At 34.7% G+C, this 21,971-nt stretch carries 25 protein-coding genes; 13 read left to right on the top strand and 12 right to left on the bottom strand.

Going from position 1 to position 21,971, the window contains the following annotated elements; translation table 11 throughout:
- Window position 1 precedes the first annotated feature (1 nt).
- The 4 genes from mcrG to mcrB are packed head-to-tail and all read right to left on the bottom strand — an operon-like array spanning window position 2 to window position 3,178.
- The gene (mcrG, locus tag Q4P18_RS01265; RefSeq protein WP_303334682.1) at window positions 2-760 is read right to left on the bottom strand and encodes a coenzyme-B sulfoethylthiotransferase subunit gamma; all 759 of its coding nucleotides are present in this window, start codon (window positions 758-760) and stop codon (window positions 2-4) included.
- 2 nt (window positions 761-762) lie between these two features.
- Complete coding sequence (mcrC, locus tag Q4P18_RS01260; protein WP_303334680.1) at window positions 763-1,362, bottom strand: methyl-coenzyme M reductase I operon protein C; 600 nt, start codon at window positions 1,360-1,362, stop codon at window positions 763-765.
- Window position 1,363: 1 nt separating this feature from the next.
- Window positions 1,364-1,819: a methyl-coenzyme M reductase operon protein D gene (mcrD, locus tag Q4P18_RS01255; RefSeq protein ID WP_303334678.1), complete on the bottom strand. Its 456-nt coding sequence runs from the start codon at window positions 1,817-1,819 to the stop codon at window positions 1,364-1,366.
- A gap of 42 nt (window positions 1,820-1,861) precedes the next feature.
- On the bottom strand, window positions 1,862-3,178 hold the full coding sequence (gene mcrB / locus Q4P18_RS01250; RefSeq protein WP_303334676.1) for a coenzyme-B sulfoethylthiotransferase subunit beta: 1,317 nt from the start codon (window positions 3,176-3,178) through the stop codon (window positions 1,862-1,864).
- A gap of 513 nt (window positions 3,179-3,691) precedes the next feature.
- On the opposite strand from mcrB, the gene mmp10 reads away from it, so the two are divergent.
- Window positions 3,692-4,939 (top strand): methyl coenzyme M reductase-arginine methyltransferase Mmp10, encoded by a 1,248-nt coding sequence (gene mmp10 / locus Q4P18_RS01245; RefSeq protein WP_303334674.1) that lies wholly within the window; start codon window positions 3,692-3,694, stop codon window positions 4,937-4,939.
- On the opposite strand, the gene Q4P18_RS01240 is transcribed toward mmp10, so the two are convergent.
- The 3 genes from Q4P18_RS01240 to Q4P18_RS01230 form a co-directional block, all read right to left on the bottom strand.
- Complete coding sequence (locus Q4P18_RS01240) at window positions 4,936-5,886, bottom strand: metallophosphoesterase (RefSeq protein WP_303334672.1); 951 nt, start codon at window positions 5,884-5,886, stop codon at window positions 4,936-4,938. The two genes, mmp10 and Q4P18_RS01240, sit on opposite strands and share 4 nt — an antisense overlap.
- A 104-nt stretch (window positions 5,887-5,990) precedes the next feature.
- Window positions 5,991-6,929, bottom strand: coding sequence for a methanogenesis marker 7 protein (locus Q4P18_RS01235; protein WP_303334669.1), 939 nt, complete (start codon window positions 6,927-6,929; stop codon window positions 5,991-5,993).
- A gap of 43 nt (window positions 6,930-6,972) precedes the next feature.
- Window positions 6,973-7,485, bottom strand: a complete 513-nt coding sequence (locus tag Q4P18_RS01230) for a hypothetical protein (protein ID WP_303334667.1) — start codon at window positions 7,483-7,485, stop codon at window positions 6,973-6,975.
- A gap of 37 nt (window positions 7,486-7,522) precedes the next feature.
- Here Q4P18_RS01230 and comB point away from each other — a divergent pair, with 37 nt between their 5' ends.
- The 5 genes from comB to Q4P18_RS01205 are packed head-to-tail and all read left to right on the top strand — an operon-like array spanning window position 7,523 to window position 11,997.
- Window positions 7,523-8,215 (top strand): 2-phosphosulfolactate phosphatase, encoded by a 693-nt coding sequence (comB, locus tag Q4P18_RS01225; RefSeq protein WP_303334665.1) that lies wholly within the window; start codon window positions 7,523-7,525, stop codon window positions 8,213-8,215.
- A 46-nt stretch (window positions 8,216-8,261) separates the two neighbouring features.
- Window positions 8,262-9,434, top strand: coding sequence for a TraB/GumN family protein (locus tag Q4P18_RS01220; RefSeq protein WP_303334663.1), 1,173 nt, complete (start codon window positions 8,262-8,264; stop codon window positions 9,432-9,434).
- A gap of 57 nt (window positions 9,435-9,491) precedes the next feature.
- Complete coding sequence (locus tag Q4P18_RS01215) at window positions 9,492-9,704, top strand: DUF1922 domain-containing protein (RefSeq protein ID WP_303334661.1); 213 nt, start codon at window positions 9,492-9,494, stop codon at window positions 9,702-9,704.
- An 18-nt stretch (window positions 9,705-9,722) separates the two neighbouring features.
- On the top strand, window positions 9,723-11,063 hold the full coding sequence (locus tag Q4P18_RS01210) for a hemolysin family protein (RefSeq protein WP_303334659.1): 1,341 nt from the start codon (window positions 9,723-9,725) through the stop codon (window positions 11,061-11,063).
- Window positions 11,056-11,997: a calcium/sodium antiporter gene (locus Q4P18_RS01205; RefSeq protein WP_303334657.1), complete on the top strand. Its 942-nt coding sequence runs from the start codon at window positions 11,056-11,058 to the stop codon at window positions 11,995-11,997. Before Q4P18_RS01210 ends, Q4P18_RS01205 begins: the two co-directional genes overlap by 8 nt.
- A gap of 449 nt (window positions 11,998-12,446) precedes the next feature.
- Here Q4P18_RS01205 and Q4P18_RS01200 read toward each other — a convergent pair whose 3' ends face one another.
- Both Q4P18_RS01200 and Q4P18_RS01195 read right to left on the bottom strand, forming a co-directional pair.
- A complete protein-coding gene (locus Q4P18_RS01200) occupies window positions 12,447-12,881 on the bottom strand; it encodes a YqhA family protein (RefSeq protein ID WP_303334654.1) in 435 nt (144 codons plus the stop codon).
- A gap of 145 nt (window positions 12,882-13,026) precedes the next feature.
- Window positions 13,027-13,878 (bottom strand): TIGR00269 family protein, encoded by an 852-nt coding sequence (locus tag Q4P18_RS01195; protein WP_303334652.1) that lies wholly within the window; start codon window positions 13,876-13,878, stop codon window positions 13,027-13,029.
- A gap of 49 nt (window positions 13,879-13,927) precedes the next feature.
- Between Q4P18_RS01195 and Q4P18_RS01190 the strand changes: the two genes are divergently transcribed.
- From Q4P18_RS01190 to Q4P18_RS01175, 4 genes are all read left to right on the top strand, one after another.
- A complete protein-coding gene (locus Q4P18_RS01190) occupies window positions 13,928-14,233 on the top strand; it encodes an MTH1187 family thiamine-binding protein (protein WP_303334650.1) in 306 nt (101 codons plus the stop codon).
- Window positions 14,234-14,332: 99 nt separating this feature from the next.
- Window positions 14,333-15,427: a hypothetical protein gene (locus Q4P18_RS01185; RefSeq protein WP_303334648.1), complete on the top strand. Its 1,095-nt coding sequence runs from the start codon at window positions 14,333-14,335 to the stop codon at window positions 15,425-15,427.
- A gap of 10 nt (window positions 15,428-15,437) precedes the next feature.
- Complete coding sequence (locus Q4P18_RS01180) at window positions 15,438-15,983, top strand: zinc ribbon domain-containing protein (protein WP_303334646.1); 546 nt, start codon at window positions 15,438-15,440, stop codon at window positions 15,981-15,983.
- A 51-nt stretch (window positions 15,984-16,034) separates the two neighbouring features.
- Window positions 16,035-17,165 (top strand): toxic anion resistance protein, encoded by a 1,131-nt coding sequence (locus tag Q4P18_RS01175; RefSeq protein ID WP_303334644.1) that lies wholly within the window; start codon window positions 16,035-16,037, stop codon window positions 17,163-17,165.
- A 32-nt stretch (window positions 17,166-17,197) separates the two neighbouring features.
- Here the strand turns inward: Q4P18_RS01175 and Q4P18_RS01170 are convergent, their stop codons facing one another.
- Entirely contained in the window at window positions 17,198-18,133 is a 936-nt protein-coding gene (locus Q4P18_RS01170) for a nucleoside triphosphate pyrophosphohydrolase (RefSeq protein WP_303334641.1), read from the bottom strand.
- A gap of 402 nt (window positions 18,134-18,535) precedes the next feature.
- Between Q4P18_RS01170 and Q4P18_RS01165 the strand changes: the two genes are divergently transcribed.
- Window positions 18,536-18,799: a hypothetical protein gene (locus Q4P18_RS01165; protein WP_303334639.1), complete on the top strand. Its 264-nt coding sequence runs from the start codon at window positions 18,536-18,538 to the stop codon at window positions 18,797-18,799.
- A 173-nt stretch (window positions 18,800-18,972) separates the two neighbouring features.
- Entirely contained in the window at window positions 18,973-19,233 is a 261-nt protein-coding gene (locus Q4P18_RS01160) for a hypothetical protein (RefSeq protein WP_303334637.1), read from the top strand.
- An 84-nt stretch (window positions 19,234-19,317) separates the two neighbouring features.
- Here Q4P18_RS01160 and Q4P18_RS01155 read toward each other — a convergent pair whose 3' ends face one another.
- Window positions 19,318-20,424: a DegT/DnrJ/EryC1/StrS aminotransferase family protein gene (locus tag Q4P18_RS01155; protein ID WP_303334635.1), complete on the bottom strand. Its 1,107-nt coding sequence runs from the start codon at window positions 20,422-20,424 to the stop codon at window positions 19,318-19,320.
- Window positions 20,425-20,543: 119 nt separating this feature from the next.
- Between Q4P18_RS01155 and Q4P18_RS01150 the strand changes: the two genes are divergently transcribed.
- Window positions 20,544-21,704 carry a tRNA (guanine(10)-N(2))-dimethyltransferase gene (locus tag Q4P18_RS01150; RefSeq protein ID WP_303335153.1) on the top strand — a complete coding sequence of 387 codons (1,161 nt, stop codon included), beginning with the start codon at window positions 20,544-20,546 and terminating at the stop codon, window positions 21,702-21,704.
- On the opposite strand, the gene Q4P18_RS01145 is transcribed toward Q4P18_RS01150, so the two are convergent.
- The gene (locus tag Q4P18_RS01145) at window positions 21,697-21,942 is read right to left on the bottom strand and encodes a hypothetical protein (protein ID WP_303334634.1); all 246 of its coding nucleotides are present in this window, start codon (window positions 21,940-21,942) and stop codon (window positions 21,697-21,699) included. The two genes, Q4P18_RS01150 and Q4P18_RS01145, sit on opposite strands and share 8 nt — an antisense overlap.
- Window positions 21,943-21,971: the final 29 nt, after the last annotated feature.

Here is a 21,971-nt window from a genome sequence, read left to right as displayed (position 1 = left end):
TCTACCATCCTTTAATTGGGTTGAATGCACCGAAGGATCTGCTTACGTGTATGTTTTGACATACTTCAACAGCTTCTTTATCATCTTTGTATGCTTCTCCGTCGCATCTGTAGATTGTTGTTTTTGCTTTTAATGTTTCTTCGTCTAATGGTTCACCTAAAACAACAGGTTCGTCTAAGTCAAGACCTACTTGGTCTCTTACCATTTCTACGTTACCGGTTGATTTGTTGAATACTTGTCTTCTAAGCATATCAAACATTAAACCGTTTTCATCGAGTCTTAAAGAGTGACCGTGTACCCCTGCACCTCTAATACCGGTTCTTGCGGTATCGAAGTATTCGGTTTCTAAGAGGTTTTTGGAAATACGTTCGATGTCTCTTTCTCTTGCTTCGATTACTTGTCTTCCGGATAAGGTACCGGTATCGATTCCTCTGTATCTGTATAAGTATGATCTAGCTCTTAAGAAAGGTTGAGCTGGAGCGAAGTACATGGAGTCTACGAATTGGATGTATCTAATTCTGTCTCCTGCTTTTGCACCATCGATTGGTGCTACTAATTCTCTTACAATGTCGTCTGGCTCATCCATTTCATCTAATGGTGGGTGTACGCTTTTGTATTCTTCACCTGGAGCTCTGTGACCTAATATTTTTACTACATCTTCGTCAGAAATTTCTCTGAGCTTTTCTAACTCGTATTCTGGGTTAGTAAAGTTTCTTCTGTTTTCTGCAACTTGAGATGTACCTGGATATAATTGTGCCATAATTATGCATCTCCTAATGCTAATTTAACTTTTCTAATAATTTCATCTAACTTTTCTTGATTAACTGTTTCACCACGAATAACGCCGGTAACTATATCATCAATTGTACCTTTTGTTTTAATATTATCCTCAGTAGGCATTACAGTAGAAGTTTTAACACCTATTTTTGCGAAATCTTCACAATCTACTGGTGATTCGCAGATGATAATACAATGTTTGTTAACATTTCTTAGAATTAACCTTGCTTTGTAAATAATATGATTCTTAACTCCACCCAAATGAATAACCAACAATTTGAATTTATCCATTTGTTCCACTTCTTTATCAGTGAGACCGAATAAGGTACCTCCAGAAGCAGGAGCATCATGAGGAACACCAGCACCAGCATTTAATACCATTGTACTGGTTAAAAGATTTGCTTCACGCAAACCAAATGTAATTTCACAAACAGGCTTAGTGATATGTCTACGTCCTGGAGACATAGCGACAGCTAAAACATCAGAACCACATTCAGCGAATGTGCCTCTTTGAGCTAGGCTTCCACCTTTACCCATACCACTTGTTTCCCTACAATCTACTACGTGAGTACAGCGTCCTATCATATTAATCGTATTGATCTTTTCTTAAAATGTTTACGTGGTCATCAAAACTTGAATATTGATCTGTTAAACCTACTAATTCATCTGGTAAATCTGCTTCCCCATATTTAATTCTATCGGAAACAGTTCTTTCTTTTCTAATGTATTGAGCTCTACTTTGATTAATTTCAAAACCATGAGGAATATGTTTCTCACAAATTTCTCTAATTAAATCAATAGTGGACTCCAAGGTAATTTCTATGAAAATCCTACCAGTTTTAACTTTAAGAACTACAGGTTCACCATTTACAGTAATAACTCTACGTTCCCTGTATTGAGGAGGTAAAGATTCTTCTGTTTTTGGAAATCTTGGTCCATGAATAACAGTTCTTTTAACATCTTCAAGACGTTCGATGTCGTTCAAGAGCTTTTCTGTTGTGTCACTTCCAAGAACTCTATGAGGAAATATTTCAATATCCATTTCTTAACCTTCTTCTGAAAAATTAGATTTGAATCAAATTAATTAGATGTCACCTTTAATTTCTTCAGCTGCGGTTGCAACAGCTTCGAGAGGTTCTCTAAATTCGTCAATCTTACTGTATACTTCTTTAATTAATCCAGAGGTTGCTTCTGGAGAGAAGAGTTGTGTTCCTGCGTCTAATGACATTGCAGCAGCTACACAAGGGATACAGAATCCTTTACTGTGTCTGGTTACTACGTGGTTACCGTTAAAGAGACCAGGACCTCCTCCACCGTAAATGGAGTGACTAAAGAATGAGAATCCTACAGCTACACCTTCTGCTCTACCATAGTCAAGACCTGGTAAACCAGTTGCGAATTCAATGTTATCATTGTAGTATAATAAAGTTGAAGGAATACCTTGAGCAGCACGAGCAGCACCTACGTTAACCATAGTAGCTGCAACAGCACCAGCTGCGGTGTATGCGTTCCATTTAGCAGCATCAGAAGTACTGTAAATGTATCCATCTTCTTTTGCGATGATTCCGTCAGCTTCTGCTTTTTCGATAGTAGCTTGTACTAATGAACCTACAGTACCATCAGCGTTTTCTTTAACTAAGTCTAATACCATGTTGTTTGCGTTTAAACCTTGGTAAGCTAAACCTAATAAGTGTAATCTTTCGTAAGCACCTAATGCATCTCCCATTTCAAACATAGCAGTTTGTTCGAAGATTGATGCTAATGCAGTAGCTTGTAATGAGTTTTTCAAAGTTGCTGCAGCGAAATCGTTTGCTTTAATTGCTCTTAAAGCGTATCCTGCACCTTCGAGTTTTTGTGGAATGTCTAACATAGTAGCAATGTTGGAACCTTTGTAATCTACAGATTGTGGGTATCTTCCTAATACTGCTGCTTTAAGGTAGTTAGCATCGTATATGTCTACATCGAAGATGTCAATAATAGATTGTACTAAAGTAGTTGCGGTAGATAATGGTGCAACAGAGTATTCAGCTGCTACTTCAATTCTAGTAGATGGGATTTGTACTAATAACCTTTTTCCTCCAGAAATAGGTTCAATTTTAGTATCGTCATCTTCAGAAACTTGGATCATTTTTTTCATACTTTCAGCAATTGCTTCTGCACTGCCTACGATATCAAGATCTAATTCTCTTCCTAAAATTCTAGATTTGTCTCCACCGACTGCACCTGTTTTAATAGATTTTTCGAGTCCTTCTAAGTTTACTGCAACAGTTCTTTTAACACCTTGTACGATGTCTTTAATTGCAGGGTTTCTGAGTGGACTGATAGCTTCGATTGGAATGTCAGATGCAATTTCGTTGCCTCTTTCGTCGTATAAATCGACTTTATCATCAAACTTTGCCATTTTTTCCCTCCTAATTAAATAGAGTTTAAATATTTAATATACCACAAAAATAAACAAATTTTTTTTATTTATCTTCGTAAGCTACAAAGCAAGTTTTTGCAATAGCCAGCCATTTGGTATACAAATTTTATTTTATCTAAAATATAATATAAATATTATCCTTAATCCTTTTTAGAAAGATTTATAAAGAATAATAAAAATTGATTAATTTAAGATAAAGACTTAAAAAAGTATTACTTTTAAAAAATTAGAATTATAATTTATTTTAGGCATTTTTACTTAAAAATCATTTAAAAATTAAAATAATGGTTTATATCTAGAAACAATGATGACCCTATATTGTAAGTATTCATTTCTTAATATGAAGCATTATAAAAAAATAACAATATTTGACTGCATGATTATAAGACAATTAAATTGAATTTTTATAGAAATAAGTTAATAAATCTGCTTTTCATGAATTTTTTGAAAATAGGGATTTTATTAAATATAATAATATACAAACTAATTTTTATGCAAATTGTAGCTGATGTTGGAGGAATACCTGGAAAGGATTGTGACGGTTTCTGTAAATACTGTTACTTTAGAAAGGTAAAAGACGTAAAAGCATTTGGATGTGCACATTGTCTTCCAAATACAATTGGATGTGAAAGATGTAGTAAGGGAGTAAGTGAAACACAGAGTGAATTTAAAAATCCATTTGAAGTCATCACTAATATACAAACTACATTAATGATGCAACCAATCAGAGGAGAAATAAAGGCTAATATTAGTGGTGGAGGAGACATAAGCTGTTATCCATATCTAGAAGATCTCACTGCAGCCCTTAATCAGATGTCTTTAAAATCACATTTGGGCTATACTTCCGGAAAAGGAATAAAAGACGTTTCAATGGCTAGCAAGCTTATTGACAACGGTGTTGATGAAGTCACATTTACAGTATTCGCAGATAATCCAGAACTAAGAAGAGAATGGGTGAAGGACAGAACACCTGAAGCTTCCTTAGATGCATGTAAGATGTTTGCTGAAAATATAGATTTAACTGCTGCTTCCGTTATAGTGCCTGGAGTCAATGACGGTGATGTCTTAAGGCAAACATGCAATAGCTTGGAAGAATGGGGAGCCAAGGGAATTATTTTAATGCGCTTTGCAAACACATTTAATGAAGGTTTGATTTTGGGAAATGAACCTATCTTAAAGGATTTCGAATCTCAAAGTGTAGAAAGTTTTCAGGAGCTGGTTGAAAGCATTGATAAAGAATATGGTTTTAGAGTCAGTGGAACACCTTTGGGCGATCCGACTACTGGAGGGCCATTTGCAATAGCCAAAGATGAAAATGAGATATTCCTGCAATTCATTAAAGAGGTTACAGGGGAAGCCACAATCATAACATCAAAAATAGCGGCCCCATTTATTGAGAGGATATTTGAAAAAATTGGAGCGGATAGCGTTAATGTGATCCCTGTTGAAAAAGAGATTGCCTGTTTGATTACAAAGGAGGACCTTGAAAATATTGATTTGAGCGAGGTTCAGGAGTCTGTTATTATTCCAGGACGGGCCTTTGTTCATTTGCTTGATGCTGAGAGAATCTTAAGTTCCGATGGTGTGGAAAGAATCGTCGGTTATGGTCCAGATACCTTAAGTGTTGATGGAGAGCTTAGTTTTGACATGATTGATGAAAATGTAATTGAACGTGAGCTTGAGCAATTTAACGATTTGGTTGATGCCATTAATTTTTATGGAATGAAAAGGAGATTTTAATCCCTTTTTCTTAATTTTAAAATTCCGATTTCCGCTTTTGTTCCTATTCTTATTGGAGGTCCTATGGTTCCTGCCCCATCGCTTACGTTTATGTAGTTTCCTTCCTTTTCATATAATCCCCTTAAAAGTGGAAAAACTGCCTTTACCCAGAGGTTTGCAGGATAGAATTGTCCTCCATGCGTGTGTCCTGACAGCATTATGTTGAATCCCCTTTCTATGAACTCATCCCAGTTTGCAGGGAGATGATAAATCAGGAGATTGTTTTCCTCTTTGCTGATTTCAAAATCCGGCTCTTCGCTTCCAAATCCTATGCCGTATATGTTGAGGCCTTTGATTTCTGTTTTTTCATTATCCAATATGATTATTCCTGCATTTTCACATGCCTGGAATACGTTTTCGATTCCAGTATAATAGTCATGATTTCCTGGAGTGAATATTACTGGAGACTTTATTTTTCCAAGTTCCTTAAAATCATCTGGTTGAATCCTGTTGCTTCCGTCTGCCAGGTCCCCTGAAATTATGACTGCGTCAGAATTTATTGAGTTGATTTTCTTAGATAATTTTTTAAGCAAACCTTGCCTTCTTATAGAACCTACATGTATATCAGATAGGTGAATTATATCAATTTCTTCTTGAAGATTTTTTAAATACAAAGTTCGTTCAGTTATTTTAGGAGTATGTGCATTATAATACCCATAGATAAAAAGTCCAACAATCAAAAGTAAGGAAAGCCTATTGCAAAATAACGATGTTGTACATACAAAGTAATTAAACAATAAAATAGCTATAGCCAAAAACAAGTACATCAGTGCAACCCAATTTAGAGAATCCAAAACCTCAACAATGAATCGGGTAATCCCATTAGAATTTACAAACTCGATATAAACGCAAACAACATTGAGAACCGATAATGTCAGGCTTACGGCCAAACATTCTAAATCATTCAAAGGATAGAATAGATAAGATGTGAACTTCAATAAGCAGAAATAAAAAATAAAAAATAAAAATTGTTGAGAAAGTTTAAATATGAATCTTTTTTTAGGAAAACTCATTATAAAGCATCCTTAACAATAATATCTTCAACAAGTTGACTTTCAGAGTAAATTTTAACTAAAATGTAATTATACATAGCAGAACGTCTGATCTCTGCAAGTTCAGACAATTTCTTGTTGTCAATAACAACATTTTCAATTTCTTCATGATATTTGTCATAATCCAATTTTATACGAACACCATCAAGCTGTCCGGTAACAGGGAGAGGAGAAATAACTTCCTTAATAGCTGGAACCTGATTTTCGATTGCGTTTTTAACAACAATTGAAGGAACCAAAGGCGGATCGTGAACCATTTCTCTTTTTTTGTTGTTCAAAATATCTTCAACAGTTTCTGCAAGCTTTTCCAAAGCACGCACATCAGGACCTCTTCTTAATCTTCTTGGAATTCTACCAAGCCCCGGAACATAAGCGTCAGCTCCAGGAAGCTCTTCTAAAGGAATTTCCGGCGCTCCAGTTACCACAACTGGAATATCAATGTCATCATATAGGAATGATTTTTCAATAATGCAATCCTTAAAACTTCCAAGGGCAAAAACGGCCACATCATGCTCGTTTATTAATTTTTTTTCTTCTTCAGTAATTCCTGAAGTTCCTTTACCATCTCCACGGGCAAGACCTATCATATTGTCTTTTGCACCATACTCACGTAAAAACTCAGATATGTCACAAGCAGCATGAGGAAGGTGATGTCTTGCAAGAGTTGGTGATACAATAGCTATTTCACTACCTGCCATTGGAGCTACAGTAAGCTTTGCCAATAATTCCTTTGATTTCTTTTCAATTTTATCAACATCTTCTAAAGGAACTGCCATATTTAAGACCAAGTCCATCTGTAAAACATTTTCTTGGAGAATGAACCCTCCTAAATCCTCAATAAGTTCCTTGATTTCTTCACTTTTATGAACTCCACCTGTAAAAGTCAATGTTTCAAACATATTTGATCCCCATACTATAAATTATACATAATTATTTTTACTTTTACTTATTAATAAAATCTTCTAGAATGGCATATCTTTGACAGGCCCTTTTAATAGGATTAGGTGAAACAGAACCATGGGAAGGAATTTCAATAATTACTTCCTGATTTTCTTCAATTTTTGGAATCAAATAATCGGGAGCCACTATATAATCATAATCTTCCTCTGAAATTTCAAATCCCATATCCTCAACAATATCTTTAAGAAAATTAGAATAGACCTTCACTTTTGTTGAATTTTCAGGAGTGCAGTTTAGGTATTTGCCAGCCATTTCACATTCATTAAAATCGATTATGCATTCTGTTCCACATCTGTCTGCAACCTTTTCTATTGACTCCACTATCTGGTTAAAAGTATTTAATTTTAAATAAATAGAATCCATATCTGTTTTGCTTTCAGACAGCAATATGGCTAAATCCCCATCGTCTGATGTTGGAAATTTATTTATAGCATAATCGTCAATTCCTGCAAGTTTCACTATTTCTTCACACATTGGAGTGGTAACAATTCTCATAAATTATATTTATAAAATAAGTACAATATTAAATATTATGAAAGTTTCTTTATCTTTGGAAAAAACCACTACCAATGACGTATCAATAATGGTGGATGCCCTAAGAGCCAGCACCACAATAACATTGGCTTTGAATAATTTTGAAGAAATAATTCCTTGTTTTACCCCAGAAGAAGCTATTGCATTAAGTGAAAAATACAACTCAATTGTGGCAGGGGAAAGATCCGGAATAAAAGTCGAAGGATTTGATGTTGGAAATTCACCACAGGAAGTTGAATCTTTTGAAATACCGTCAGACAAATCAAAAACATTGATTTTGACTACAAGCAATGGAACCAGAATCCTTAAGGATATGGAATCAACCGTTTTGATCGGTTCAATGGTTAATGCAAAGGCTGTCGCTGAAAAAGCCCTTGAATTAAGTTCCGATGAAATCGATGTTGTTATGGCCGGATATAGGGGAAACTTTGCACTTGAGGATTTTCTGGTAAGTGGAGAAATCATATATTGGATCTATGAAATTTGTAAAGACTGTGAATTTACTGATTATGCGAAAGCCAGCATCCTTGCCAGCAGAAATTACGATAATCTATGTAAAGGAATCTATAATTCAAATTCGGGGAAAAAACTTAGAAAGATAGGCAATGAAAAGGATGTTGACTGCTGTATTCTGAAGAACATTACCAACAATGTTGGTATATACATCGATAATAAAATTAAACTTTTATAATAGAAATTATAAATTAATAATAATTATTTTATAAGAAGTGTGATTGATGAATAGAGAATACTTAACTATTATCGGTACTGCTCATGTATCTGAAGAAAGCGTTGATGAAGTTAAAGATGCAATATATGAACAGCACCCCGATATAGTGGCTATTGAATTAGATAAAGGAAGATATACTCGCATTAAGAATGAAATGATGGGTATTGAAGAAGATGATGCAATATCCGTAACTGAAATAATAAAACAGAACAAGATAGGAGTATTTCTTGCAAGTACCTTCCTAAGCTATTTCCAATCAAAGATAGGTGAAGATGTGGATGTAAAACCAGGATCAGAAATGGTTGGAGCAATAGAAGCTGCAGAAGATCTTGGAATTCCAATAGCCCTAATCGATAGGGACATTAACATCACACTTCAAAGAGCCCTCAATAAGATGACATTTAAGGAAAAGGCCAGCTTTGTTTGGGATTCTATTGTTTCTTTCTTTAAGAAGGATGAGCTTGAAGATGAAATCGACATTGAAGAACTTAAAAATCCCGAAAACCTTGATGAAATAATGGAAATGTTTCAAGAAATCTCCCCTGGAGCATACGAAGTGCTAGTAAAGGAAAGAGACGCATATCTTGCTGGAAACATTTTAAACCTCCCACAGGAAAAAATAGTGGCCGTCGTTGGAGCTGGACATAAGCCTGGAATTTACAGATATCTTGACAATCCCGAAACATTGCCAACATTAGACAGCTTACGGGTAACTGATGATAAAAACGGAATCCCCTGGGTTAAAATATTTCTCGCACTGATTCCCATTCTTTTTGTTGTGATATTTTTTCTGGCATTTTTTAGCGGGATAAACATAACCGGCAATCTTATCGAATTTTTAGCGATAAGCATGATAATGGGTTTTTTAGGATCAATCCTATCAGGATCAAAATTATTGTCAGCAATAGTTGGGGGCCTTGTAGCACCTTTAACCATTATCCATCCGTTACTTGCTGCAGGATGGTTTTCCGGCCTTACTGAAGCCAAATTAAGAAAGGTTCGTCAAAGGGACATTAAAAATTTAAGCAACATAGAACATTTAAAAGACCTTTGGCACAACAACATTTTTAGAATACTGCTTGTGGTTATTGGAACCAACATTGGAGTTAGCATAGCTACACTTTTTATACTCCCATCAAAAGTTTTTATACCATTGTTTATGAAATTATTTGGCGGATAACAAATAGTATAAATATGTGGAACCAATAATATTATATACTAAATTTTAGGTGTAACAATGTATCTCATATTTCGCTGTGACTGTGGAAGAGTCCTATATGGAAAGGAAGGAGTAGCTACCCGCAAATGCGTATGCGGAAAAACATTGAAAGTGAAATCCAGAAGAATCTTTAGAAAGGTTGCTACTCGTGAAGAAGCTTCAGAAGCAGTTCAGGAAATGCAAGATGAGATTTATGGAAACACCGATTTTAAATTAGCAAGTGATTTATAATAATAGGTCAGATCAAAAATGTATGAGACGATATTTTATATAATTATAATTGCAATACTCGTGATTTTAACTGGAATTTTATCCGGTGCGGAATTAGCTGTTGTATCTTCAAGAAAAGTAAAACTTCAAAAGATGATTAAAGAAGGCAACAAGCAAGCAAAAATTGTTTCTGATTTACTTGATGATTCTAATCAATTTTTATCTGCAGTCCAAATGGGAATTACCCTTATTGGAGTATTGAGCGGGGCTTTTGGTGGTGCAGCATTATCCAATCCATTAGCAGCAATTATTAAAAATTATGTTCCATACCCTGGATTGGTAAGTATTCTAATTGTTGTAGTAATTACCACTTACTTCTCCCTTGTTATTGGGGAACTCGTTCCGAAAGTAATTGCTTTGAACAATCCCGAAAAGGTATCTGTCAAAGTAGCTACCGCAATGAAAATACTTACAAAGGTATGTGGACCTATAGCTACCTTTTTAACAAAGTCAACACATGCGGTTTTAGCTATTCTTAGAATTAAGGAAAATCCCGAAACAGCAATCACAGAAGAAGAATTGGCTTTAATGGTTGAGGAAAGTAGGGTTGAAGGAAACATCGAGAAAGAGGAAGAGGACATTATTAAACGTGTCTTTAAAATGGATGAACAAAAAGTTGACACAATAATGACTCCAAGAAACGAGATTATCTGGATTGACTTGGAAGATGACGATGAGGAAAACAAGCAAAAAATTATTGAAAGTAAGCGTTCAATCTTCCCAATAGCTAAAGGAGAATTGGATGATTTTATTGGAGTGGTTCAGGCAAAGGACATTCTTGCAGTTCTCTTTAATGAAAGAAATATGGACCTTGAGGAAATTGTAAGAAATCCTATCGTAGTTCCTGAAAATCTGGAATCATTAGAGTTGCTTAGAGAATATAAGGAAAATAAAGAATATGTTCATATGTCTTTAGTTGTTGATGAATTCGGAAGCGTAGTCGGTTTAATTACATTAAACGACCTGCTGGAAGGAATTGTCGGAGACATTCCTGGAATTGATGAAACCGATGATCCAGTAGCTACTCAAAAAACTGAAGATTCATGGTTGATTGACGGAAGATATCAAATCGACAGATTCAAGGAACTGTTTGAGTATTCCAAAGAATTCCCAGATGAAAAAGAGGACAACTTTACTACAATTGCAGGATTTGTTTTAAGTTTCTGTGGAAAAATCCCTGATGAGGGTGAAAAGTTCAATTACGATAGGTTCTGTTTTGAAATCATCGACATGGATGGAAATAAGATAGATAAAATCCTTGTAACCGATTTAGGTCCGGAACATAAGGAAGAAATACAAGAGGATGATGAAAATGCTTGACTTGATTATTCAGATTGTCCTGCTCATTCTCGGATTTGTATTTTTAATAAAGGGTGCAGACTACTTTGTAAGCGGATCAAGCAGCATTGCTGCCCTTTTAAAGATTCCCACAATCATCGTCGGTTTAACTATCGTAGCATTGGGAACAAGTGCTCCGGAAGCGGCTGTTTCAATTACCGCTTCAATAACAGGAAGCAATGCAATGGCAGTAAGTAATGTTATTGGAAGTAACATTTTTAACCTGCTTTTCATTATAGGACTTTGTGCTGCTTTAGGAGAATTGAGCATAGGTCGCCAGATGCTTGAAAAGGACTTCCCTTTTCTTATTGTGGCCACAGTTGCAATTGTTGCATTCATACTAATCGGATGGAACATAATAAGAGTTGAAGGAATAATCCTTTTGATATTGCTAATTGTATACCTGGTCTATTTGATATATACATCCAAAAAATCAAAAGATGCCCAATATGTTGAAAAGCCAAAGTTATCACTTCCTAAAAGCATTCTCTTCATAATAGCAGGTCTTGCTGGAATTATAATCGGAGGAGAACTGGTAGTGAACAGCGCATCCTCAATTGCAATTAGCTTTGGAATGAGTGAAACCCTAGTTGGTTTGACAATCGTTTCAATAGGAACTTCCCTTCCTGAAGTTGCCACTTCATTGACCGCTTTGAAAAGGGAGGAAAACGAGCTTGTAATAGGTAACGTAATCGGAAGCAACCTGTTCAACATAGTGTTTGTGCTTGCAGCAAGTGCAACAATCAGCCCTATTGTGCTTCAACCAAACATCCTAATTGATTTGATTCTGATGTTGTTTGTAACCGTTCTTTGTTACATATTTGCAAGAACACAGGACAAGTTTGATAAAAAGGAAGGAATCCTTCTTCTTGTGATATTTATAGTCTATATGGCATTTGCTATAATGAGAAATTAAATGCCTAATTTTTTATTAATTTTTTATCTTTGGAATTCCTTAAAAAATTGTCTTGAGCAATTTAACTTTTTTTTATAGCTTTTATGAAAACATTGAAGTTGGAGAAAAAAATGTTTTCCAACAAATAATTAAACATCCTATTGCAAGTATGAATATTAATTTCCCATTACAAAATGCAAATCATTTAGGAAAAACATAAAAGTTGGAGAAAAAAATGTTTTCAATGAATAGACAAACATCACACGCAAGTAGGACCATTAATTTCCCATTACAAATGCCAATTAAAATATTGTTAAAGCTTATTTATAAGTTTTTTGATAATTTTACAAGTAAATATTGCTTAAAATAAGCAATAGTGATTTAAAAATAATAAATATCGAATAATAATAAAAATTATTAGGAATTAATAAAATTAAGCTAATTTCCCAAATAAAAAAAAATAATGTGAATTAATCTTTATCGGCAATATGTTCCATAACCGCAAAGATCAATCCTGAAAACAGAAATGTCAAATGCAACATGATTCTCCAGAAAATTACAGTTTCGCTTACAGATGCAACATCCAAGAAGTCCCTAAGAAGTTCTATTAATGATATAACTACTACAGAACCGATTATTTTAAGTTTTAATCCTGAAAAGTCAAGGGTTCCCATCCAAGAAGGACGGTCAATATGCTTGTTCGCAATATCGATTTTGGATATGAAATTTTCGTATCCTGAGAAAGTAACAATCAGGACCAGATTAGCGAGCAATGACAAATCCAAAAGATTCAACACATTCATTGTCACTTCATGAAAATCCATTTCCACCGAACTTGGAATGAACAGGATTACTGCATATATGAACTTATACAGGATAATTGCCAAAACAACGATTAATCCCAAATAGATTGGAGCCAGCAGCCATCTGGAGAGAACAGTATTCTTTCAGAAGCCTTTTCTATTTTATTAATATTTTCATCTTCAGCCATAAAATCCTCCGTTAAAAATAAGACAACATGTAATATTCTGAAATTAAAAATATAAAAAACTAATTCCCTTCAATATCCCTTTTTATTTCACAGGCCTTGCAGATTTCAGAAGATGTTGGTTCACCGCAGATAACGCATTCGTTAAGATGGGTGTTGATATCATTGTCAAATGTCAATATCTGTTGGAATGATTTCATGATGTTCCTTTTTACTCCAGTATTCCTGTCTTCAGCATCATTCAAAAATCCCTTGATTTTAGCCCTTAATGATAGTTTTGAGTAGGGGCATTCCTCCAAATGAATATCAATGTCGTTCAGCACTGCCCACATTCCAACTTCCTTTTCAGGAGTGTTCCACAATGGCTTGATTCTTGGAACTAGCTTTGGATGGATGACGTCCAATTCCGGGCCGAATTTGGAGAACTTGATTGTATCTCCCCTTGCAAAGCTCATCAGGAATGACTGTATCTCATCATCCAGATTATGGCCTGTGGCTATCTTGTTTGCACCAATCTCATAGGCTGTTTTATTTAAAATGTTTCTTCTGAATACCCCGCAAGGGATGCATGCACTTTTGAAGTTTTCGTAAATGTCATCCAAGGCAAATCCTTCCTCTTCCTTAAAGGATTTCAAATGCAATTTTACGCCCATATCCTCTGCATTGGAAATGGCCGCCTCAACGCCGTGGGACCTGTATCCTTCAATTCCCTCATCTACAGCTATTGCAACCAGATCAAAATCCAATATGTCCTGATAATTCTTGAGAGCATGCAATGTCAAGACACTGTCCTTTCCCCCGGACAATGCCAACGCTATCAACTCCCCTTCTTTAATAAGGCCATGTTCGCTTATCAGATTATTGATTCTTGTGAAAATTTTTTCATTGAATTCATCTTTGTCTATAACTGCCATCATACTTATTTTATTTGAAACATAATATAAAATTAAAGGATGTGAAATTATGATAACTGCAGATTTTGCAATTTTACCTGTTGGAAATGACACTACCGAGTGCAAGGATTTTGTAGCAGCCGCCGTTCAGGCAATTAAGGATTCCGGTCTCAGCTACCAATTGACCGGCATGGGAACCCAAATAGAAGCTGAAACCTTGGAAGAACTCTATTCAGCAATTGCCAAAGCTCAGGAAGCAGTGTTTAAAGCTGGAATTGGCCGCGTTTATACTGTTATAAAGGTGGATGACAGACGGGATCTGGATGACCGTGGCCTTGACGTTAAAATAGAGACAGTTGAAAACATGCTGGATTAGGATGTTTTTCTTGGATGGAAATAATAACATAATATAAATACAACTTTATATTATTATTAACTAATAAAACAATAACATTATTTTGGGAGACAAATCATAATGGCAAATTCTAAAATAAGAAGACGTTCTAAATTGGATGAAATTTTAAGTTCCTTGTGGATACTAGTTGCTTTCATACCTTATTTGAATGGTTTTGGATTGATATACATTGGAAATAAAACTTCAAAGGGCAACTGGATAAAGGAAGGAATGGCCTATGAGATTCCATGGATCCTATCACTGATTGTCTATGAAGTTAAACCTATAAACTACATATTCATCGTGGTTGGAATAATCATGATGATAGTTGGAATCGTCAGATCCATAATTGCAAATTCCAAATACCAGAAAATACTGAACAATGGAAATTACAAGAAGTCAGAAAGCAAGACAAGAAGCTTGGCGGGATTGATTGTGACATTGATTCCATGTATAAATGGAATGACCTTCCTCTATTTGGGAGGCAAAATGGAGGATAGGAAGCTCCTATATGAAGGGACCATTTATGAACTTCCTTGGATTTTATCCATCATTTTTGTATTTACACCCCTTGGAGGAGCATTCTTCTATATAGGGATGGCGCTTCAAATAGTTTCACTGTTCCGCTATATCCACATCAACTACACAGATTCAAGGTTCTACAAAACACTTGGAAACCTAAATGACAACCGGGAAGAGAATCTTAAAAGGGACGAGCCAGCCAATGCCGAATATAAGGAAAAGGCGAAAATGGAAAAACCTAAAAACAATGTCAGAGAATCTGCATATGTGGATTACAAGCCAAAAATCAAAGAATTGAAGGAAAACTTCGATAAGAAAGAGGAAAAGGTTAGAAACATTGTCAATAACCGTTTCAAAAGTTCCGAACTTACACATGGGCGTTTTATGACAATCATCAGCAATTCCCATGACAATTTCTATTCACAGATGGAAACCGCAAACAACATCATTGATTTGAGCGGTGAAAAATCCCCAAAAATCGATGGTGAGCTTCAAAAGAAAATCAGCATCCTTGAAATGATCAATGGAAAAATGGATGAACTGATAATGGAAATGATACTTAACGACAGCAGCGAAAGAAAAACCGATGAAGACCTGGAAACAATGGTTAATGACATGGAAGATCTGATAAATTCAGTGAAAAATTACAACTAAGAGATGGAAAATGAAAGATTCAAATTTTTGCGTATGGTGCGGATTTAAGTTAGGTCCTGATGACGATTTCTGTTCCAATTGCGGAGCTAAAGTCGCAGACATGGTCATAAAGCGTGAAGAAATCAAAGTCAAGCTGAAAAAGGTAAAACGTAAAAGCAAGTATGAAGCCAGGCTTTCTGAATTGAAGGACAAATATGAATACAATGAGAAGGAAGCTCGCAGATTGGTTGAAAAGCGTTTTCAACCTCCGCAAATGACATATTATAAGTTTGCAAATGAATTGGATGACAGCAGAGTGCTTTTCTACAAGAAATTGGAGAATGCGAATGAAATAGTTGAAGCTATAAATGACGGCATTCTTGATGAAAATGCCGCAAACGTTAAGGAGAAAATAGAATCCATTATTGGAAAGCTTGAACTGATCATCGAAAGGGTAAACGAATTGATCAGCGAATTCATCATCAGTTCCAGTTCAGATGAAAAGGACGATAAAGACCTGGAAGACATGTTTAAGAACATGGACGACCTTATAGATTCCGTGAAAAAATATCAATAACTTTAAATACATTATATTAACATAATAATAACATATACTAGAGGAGATAACATGGCCGAATTCTCATTAAACATAGACGAAATTGAAGAAACTGTTGAAAAAAGCTTGGAAGAGGAAAAAAAGAATCTACCAACAGAAAAAATTGATGAACAAGCAAACCAAAATGCAATTGCCATATTCAACATGGATATGAACAACATAGCTGAAAGAGAATCCATAATAAAGCCTTTGGATGACTTTGGATTGGCCGAAATGAACAGATCAGCACAAAGAAACAACCTACTAACAGGACGTTTGAAAGACCTGAACGAATCCGGAGATGAAGCCGGAAGTATAGGATCACAACTAGCAGAATTAGACAAGCAAGTAAAAGACCTAAACCCCTCAAAAGTCAACTTCAACAGACATGGACTGTTTGGAAAATTCATGGACCCAGTGAGAAAATACTTCGAAAAATATGAAAAAGCAGAAGTTGTCATAAACAACATCGTCCAATCCCTTGATGAAAACAGTAAAGTTCTCCAAAACGACAATGTAACCCTAAACATGGAAGAAGCCAACCTAAGAGAGCTAACCAAAAAGCTCATGACAGACATCGAACTTGCAAAACAGATGGATGCATCAATAGAAGCACAAATACAGGAAGCACAGATTCAAGGAATAGAAGAGGAAAAAATTCAGTTTGTCCAGGAAGAAATCCTATACCCATTAAGACAAAGAATAATGGACATGGGAACAATGATTACAGTAAACCAGCAAGGAATAATCTCACTAAACATCATAAGAAGAAACAACAAGGAGCTCATTAGAGGAATAACCCGTGCAAGAACAGTAACTGTAACAGCCCTTAGAACTGGAATAATGATGGCAAAAGCATTATATGACCAAAAAAGAGCTATTGAATTAGTAAATGATGTTAACAAAACAACAGAAGAAGTCATTACTGCAACCAGCAAAATGATAAGCCAGCAAACCAACGAAATCAAGGAAATCTCAACAAAAAGCATGATTTCTCCAGAAGTTCTTCAAAACTCATTTAACGAAGCATTGACCGCAATTGAAGAAATCAGCACCTTCAAAAGAGAAGCACTATCCCAAATGCAAGATACAATAAACACATTTGGAGAAATGGCTGCTGAAGGTCAAAGAGTAGTTGACAAAATAGAAACTGTGGAAAAATAAATAAGGGCTAAAAACCCTTTAATATTCTTTTTTTAAAAATAGCTTTTGAATTTCAATAATAGATTAGAATCTAATTCATCATCAACAATATCAGAAGTACCTAATCCATTAAATTTATCTAAAACCAAACCCCAACGATAATCAATCAAATCTATTAAAAATTCTTTGTTTTCTTTTAGAATATTTAAATTAGAAATATCCATAATAATCTGATTATCGCCCTTATTATATTGATAGATATTATCATAAGTATAATCATTAAGAATTAAAAATCTCCAACTCACATCCTTTTTTAAAGTGTTGACAATTTGTTTAATGGATTTTTCGAAATCGGCCGGTAAATTGTTTTTAAGATTGTTTTCGATTTCTTCAAACCTATATAAATCATGAAACCTTGAATATTCATCCATTAAAACTTTAACTTCACCTATTATTTTAGGAGATCTTGTTCCTTGCCTAAAATCGTGTTTTAATGAAATGTTCCAATAATATTTAATGAATTTAACGGCAATTTCATTTAATGGAATCCTACCCTCAGGATAATCATTTTCACTGGCCAATTCAACCAAACTTTTAGCCCATGCAAATTTGTAAGTGTTGCTGTATTTACATCCCTTTATTATTTTAATAAAATCTGAATAGAATTCTGATTCATCATCAGATATCACTTCCTCTAAAAAGATTTTATTTTTAAAAACTCCCTTGCTATTTGCTTTTTCCTGTCGCATTTGTTCAAATTCTTCCAAATAAATATCTTTAGCCTTTAAAATTGCGCGAATAACTTCAATAATATCCACCAATTCTTCAACATCACCATCTTCCAAGTATTCCAATATTTCCTCATGTAATTTTTTATTAAGCTCCACTAAATATTGCTCATCATCCAATAATTTGGTTATAGCTATTTTATCATCATTGGAAATTATTTGCGGTATTTTGTCCCTAACTAACTTGTTGTAAACGACCATACGAATCCCCATTTGTACTGCAATCTCAATTTTATTATTGATATTATATTTTGTTTTATAACTAATAAAAACACTTTCAAATTTAAAAAGCAGGACCTACAATAAACCATAAGCAAAATAAAGAAAAAGTTGTATAATCCTGAAATATTGCTTTAATTTCCAAGCAAATCTATAAATATTTATGAATATATAAATAAGTATCATATAGGTCTTAAAACTAAAAAATAATAAATAAAAATTAATTTAATTTCAAATTAGTTTATTAAGACACAACACCGCATATGGCCATTTAAATCAATGAATGCACAATAGCATCCAAGCGAGTTTGCACAACTGCACACTTCAAAAACAAATATCATTTTTAAAACGAAACATCAAACATCCACTAAAAGGAGGTGAATCATGAATCCATTTGCTGAAATATACAACTTCATTATAACTGAACTAAAAGGCAAATATCCCGAATTAGGCGAATGTTATATGTTTGATGATGAAGAAGACAACAGATACAAGGAATATTACCTGAAATTTAAAAATCACTTATCATCAGAAAACTTAGTGAAGTTATATTACACAATCATAGAAGAAATTTGTGAATTTTGCAATAAAAATGGATACAAAGATGCATTAAATCATAGTGCGATATTAATGGATAGGTTAATCTAATGCATTTAGAACAATTCAACAATTTTAAACCAAATGATTTTCAAAAACTTGGTCAAAAATTGAAGGAAATGCAAAATCAATTTGTTGAAAGCAATTCTGCAGTTACTCGAACCATTATGAGTAGAATTTATTATTCCACTTTTCTCTATGTTCGAGAATAGGCAAAACAATATTTGGGATATGAATCAAAACCATATAAAGACCACAAACAATTGCCAAATTTTATAGCAAGAAAAGGACCCTTTTGCGAATCATTAAATCAGGATATTGCAGGTTCTTTAAGAACCCTAAAAAAATTAAGACAACAATCTGATTATGATTTAAAAATACCAAAAAAAGGAAACAATGCATATAATCATTGGAATTTTACTAATGTCAATGATGCTTTTGATTTAGCAAATAAAATTTTTGACTCTTTTGAAAGCCTGAAGTAATTTTTTTTAAATCACCAAAAGATTAAAAAGCAATTCTACAAGATAAAAACAAAAAAAGAATGGATTTTATGAAAATCCATGAAACTATTCAATTTTACTGGAAGCTTCCTTTACAGCTTCAATAACAAGATCCAAATCCTCTTCAGTTAATGAAGGATGTACCGGCAAGGATATCACAGTATCCGCAGCGATTTCGGCTTTTGGAGATGAACCTTCAAATCCTAATTCTTTATAGATTGGTTGGTTGTACAATGGTATTGGGTAGTGAATTCCAGTTCCTATTCCTTTTTCAGTCAGGATTTCAACCCAGTCATCCCTATTTCCTTTGGTAACACGGATTGTGTATTGATGGTAAACATGTTTTCTGTTTTCTGGTGATACTGGAGTTATTACTCCATCAACATCTTTCAATCCTTCGTTAAGGTATGCTGCATTAGCTATTCTTTGTTCGTTGAATCCGTCGATTTTATCTAATTGTGCAAGACCTATTGCTGCCGCAATGTCGCTGCTTCTGAAGTTGTATCCTATTTCATCATGCTTGTATTTGATGTTGGAACCGTGTGCCCTGAATACTCTAGCCTTTTCTGCCAATTCTTCATCGTCGGTGGTGATCATTCCACCTTCGCTTGTTGTCATGTTTTTTGTTGGGTAAAAGCTGAAACATGCCAAGTCTCCCATGCTTCCAACCATTTCATCGTTGTACATTGCACCATGTGCCTGTGCAGCATCCTCAATAACCAGCAAGTCATGTTTTTCAGCTATTTCTCTTATTTTATCCATGTCTGCAGCCTGACCGTATAGCTGTACCGGCATGATTGCCTTTGTCTTGTCAGTGATTAGGTCTTCTATTGTATCCGGATCGATATCGTAAGTTTCCAAGTCGATGTCTGCAAAAACAGGGGTTGCACCGGTATATACTATTGCGTTTCCGCTTGCTATGAATGTGAATGGTGTTGTTATTACTTCATCCCCTTCTCCGATTCCAGCAGCCAATAATGCCACGTGTAATGCGGCGGTTCCTGAATTAGTAGCTATTGCATACTTAGCACCTACCCATTCTGCAAATTTTTCTTCAAATTCAGCTACTTTAGGACCTTGTGCTATCATTCCTGATTTTAATACTTCTACAACATTTGCAATTTCTTCTTCACCTATGATGGGTTTTGCAATTGAAACTTTAATATCTACCATCGTATCACCAATTAATCTCTAAACTAATATTTATATTATAATCTAATAATATTTAAAACATTATAACAAAACTATTAATTACTTAAAAAAAGGTGATTGCAATGGATGAAACAAATAAGATTGAAAATTATGAACTTGAAACTATTAGAGAAGGAACTACAGACATACAATTTCCAAAATTTGATAAAGTTTCATCTGATGCACCTGTTTTTTATAATCCTAAAATGGAATTGAACAGGGACATTTCCATTTTGGCCCTCCAGGTATTTCAAAAAAGGGAAAATAGAGACCTGAATGTCTGTGATTTGTTTGGAGGAAGTGGAATACGTGGGGTTCGCTATAAAAACGAGATTGATGGCATTGATCAGGTAGCCATCAATGACATCAGCGAAACCGCCAACGAGTTTGAAAGAATCAATGTTGAGCTGAATGGTTTGGAGGACATTACAATCTCACAAAACGACGCCAGTTTATTCCTAAGAAATAATAGAGGAAGATTCGATATTATTGACATTGATCCGTTTGGAACACCTTCTCCTTTCTTGGATTCTGCAGGATATTGTGCACGTAAGAATTCATTGCTTTGTGTTACCGCTACAGATACATCAGCACTATGTGGAACCTACAAGGAACCCTGTATTCGAAAGTACAATGCTAAACCTTACAAAAGCGAATACTGTCATGAAAATGGGATAAGAATATTGGCAGGCTATACAGCCCTCATTCTGGCCAAATACAAAAAGTACATTGACGTGAAGCTATCACACAGTACAGAACATTACATGAGACTCTATATTGAAGTTTTGAAAGGATCCAAAGCCACTGACGAATCTCTGGAGAATATTGGATATGTAAGCCATTGCAAGGAATGCCTATACCGTGAAACAAACAAAGGAATGGCCACCAGCCTAAATGAAACCTGTCCTGAATGCGGCGGGAAACTGATACATGCAGGACCGTTATGGCTCGGACCAATTCAAGACAAGGAATTCATAAGTGAAATGATTGAAGAGGCCGAAAACAAAGAACTGAACACCAAAGACAAAATTCTTAAATTACTAAATAGCTGCATGGAAGAGGCGGAAGCTGAAACAACATTCTATGATGTCCACACATTATGCAGGGTTTTGAAGATAAGCGCACCAAAATTTGATTTGATAATTGAAAAAATAAAGGAAAAGGGATATGATGTCGTTAAAACACATTACAGCCCATTAGGAATAAAAACCAATATGCCGATTGGAGAAATAAAAGAAGTGATTGCTGACTTGGTTAAATGAACATCGCCCAAATTATCATGATTATTGTGAAGATGCTGAAAATCATTCCTGGCCTGGCCAAATATACCTCATTTTTATTCTGATAGCATAAAATCAGATATAGGAATGATATGAAAAACAGCATCATCTCCAAAATATAACTTACAGGAAATATTGACTTAGACACTTCAAAGATGTTTGCAATCAATAAAAGTATCATTAAAGCGAACATTAGCCTGTTTCCCATTTTAAAATCCATATTCTACATTTAGAAGGACAATCATATTT

It is taken from the genome of Methanobrevibacter sp., assembly GCF_030539665.1.
Taxonomy (GTDB): domain Archaea; phylum Methanobacteriota; class Methanobacteria; order Methanobacteriales; family Methanobacteriaceae; genus Methanocatella.
Note: the sequence above shows the minus strand (reverse complement) of the source record. Positions and strands in the feature narration are given on the sequence as shown.

Excerpts from the sequence above, each read along its gene's own strand:
- mcrG (WP_303334682.1), bottom strand. The coding sequence starts at position 760 with ATGGCACAATTATATCCAGGTACATCTCAAGTTGCAGAAAACAGAAGA.
- mcrC (WP_303334680.1), bottom strand. The coding sequence starts at position 1,362 with ATGATAGGACGCTGTACTCACGTAGTAGATTGTAGGGAAACAAGTGGT.
- mcrD (WP_303334678.1), bottom strand. The coding sequence starts at position 1,819 with ATGGATATTGAAATATTTCCTCATAGAGTTCTTGGAAGTGACACAACA.
- mcrB (WP_303334676.1), bottom strand. The coding sequence starts at position 3,178 with ATGGCAAAGTTTGATGATAAAGTCGATTTATACGACGAAAGAGGCAAC.
- mmp10 (WP_303334674.1), top strand. The coding sequence starts at position 3,692 with ATGCAAATTGTAGCTGATGTTGGAGGAATACCTGGAAAGGATTGTGAC.
- Q4P18_RS01235 (WP_303334669.1), bottom strand. The coding sequence starts at position 6,929 with ATGTTTGAAACATTGACTTTTACAGGTGGAGTTCATAAAAGTGAAGAA.
- Q4P18_RS01230 (WP_303334667.1), bottom strand. The coding sequence starts at position 7,485 with ATGAGAATTGTTACCACTCCAATGTGTGAAGAAATAGTGAAACTTGCA.
- comB (WP_303334665.1), top strand. The coding sequence starts at position 7,523 with ATGAAAGTTTCTTTATCTTTGGAAAAAACCACTACCAATGACGTATCA.
- Q4P18_RS01220 (WP_303334663.1), top strand. The coding sequence starts at position 8,262 with ATGAATAGAGAATACTTAACTATTATCGGTACTGCTCATGTATCTGAA.
- Q4P18_RS01215 (WP_303334661.1), top strand. The coding sequence starts at position 9,492 with ATGTATCTCATATTTCGCTGTGACTGTGGAAGAGTCCTATATGGAAAG.
- Q4P18_RS01210 (WP_303334659.1), top strand. The coding sequence starts at position 9,723 with ATGTATGAGACGATATTTTATATAATTATAATTGCAATACTCGTGATT.
- Q4P18_RS01205 (WP_303334657.1), top strand. The coding sequence starts at position 11,056 with ATGCTTGACTTGATTATTCAGATTGTCCTGCTCATTCTCGGATTTGTA.
- Q4P18_RS01195 (WP_303334652.1), bottom strand. The coding sequence starts at position 13,878 with ATGGCAGTTATAGACAAAGATGAATTCAATGAAAAAATTTTCACAAGA.
- Q4P18_RS01190 (WP_303334650.1), top strand. The coding sequence starts at position 13,928 with ATGATAACTGCAGATTTTGCAATTTTACCTGTTGGAAATGACACTACC.
- Q4P18_RS01185 (WP_303334648.1), top strand. The coding sequence starts at position 14,333 with ATGGCAAATTCTAAAATAAGAAGACGTTCTAAATTGGATGAAATTTTA.
- Q4P18_RS01180 (WP_303334646.1), top strand. The coding sequence starts at position 15,438 with ATGAAAGATTCAAATTTTTGCGTATGGTGCGGATTTAAGTTAGGTCCT.
- Q4P18_RS01175 (WP_303334644.1), top strand. The coding sequence starts at position 16,035 with ATGGCCGAATTCTCATTAAACATAGACGAAATTGAAGAAACTGTTGAA.
- Q4P18_RS01170 (WP_303334641.1), bottom strand. The coding sequence starts at position 18,133 with ATGGTCGTTTACAACAAGTTAGTTAGGGACAAAATACCGCAAATAATT.
- Q4P18_RS01165 (WP_303334639.1), top strand. The coding sequence starts at position 18,536 with ATGAATCCATTTGCTGAAATATACAACTTCATTATAACTGAACTAAAA.
- Q4P18_RS01155 (WP_303334635.1), bottom strand. The coding sequence starts at position 20,424 with ATGGTAGATATTAAAGTTTCAATTGCAAAACCCATCATAGGTGAAGAA.
- Q4P18_RS01145 (WP_303334634.1), bottom strand. The coding sequence starts at position 21,942 with ATGGATTTTAAAATGGGAAACAGGCTAATGTTCGCTTTAATGATACTT.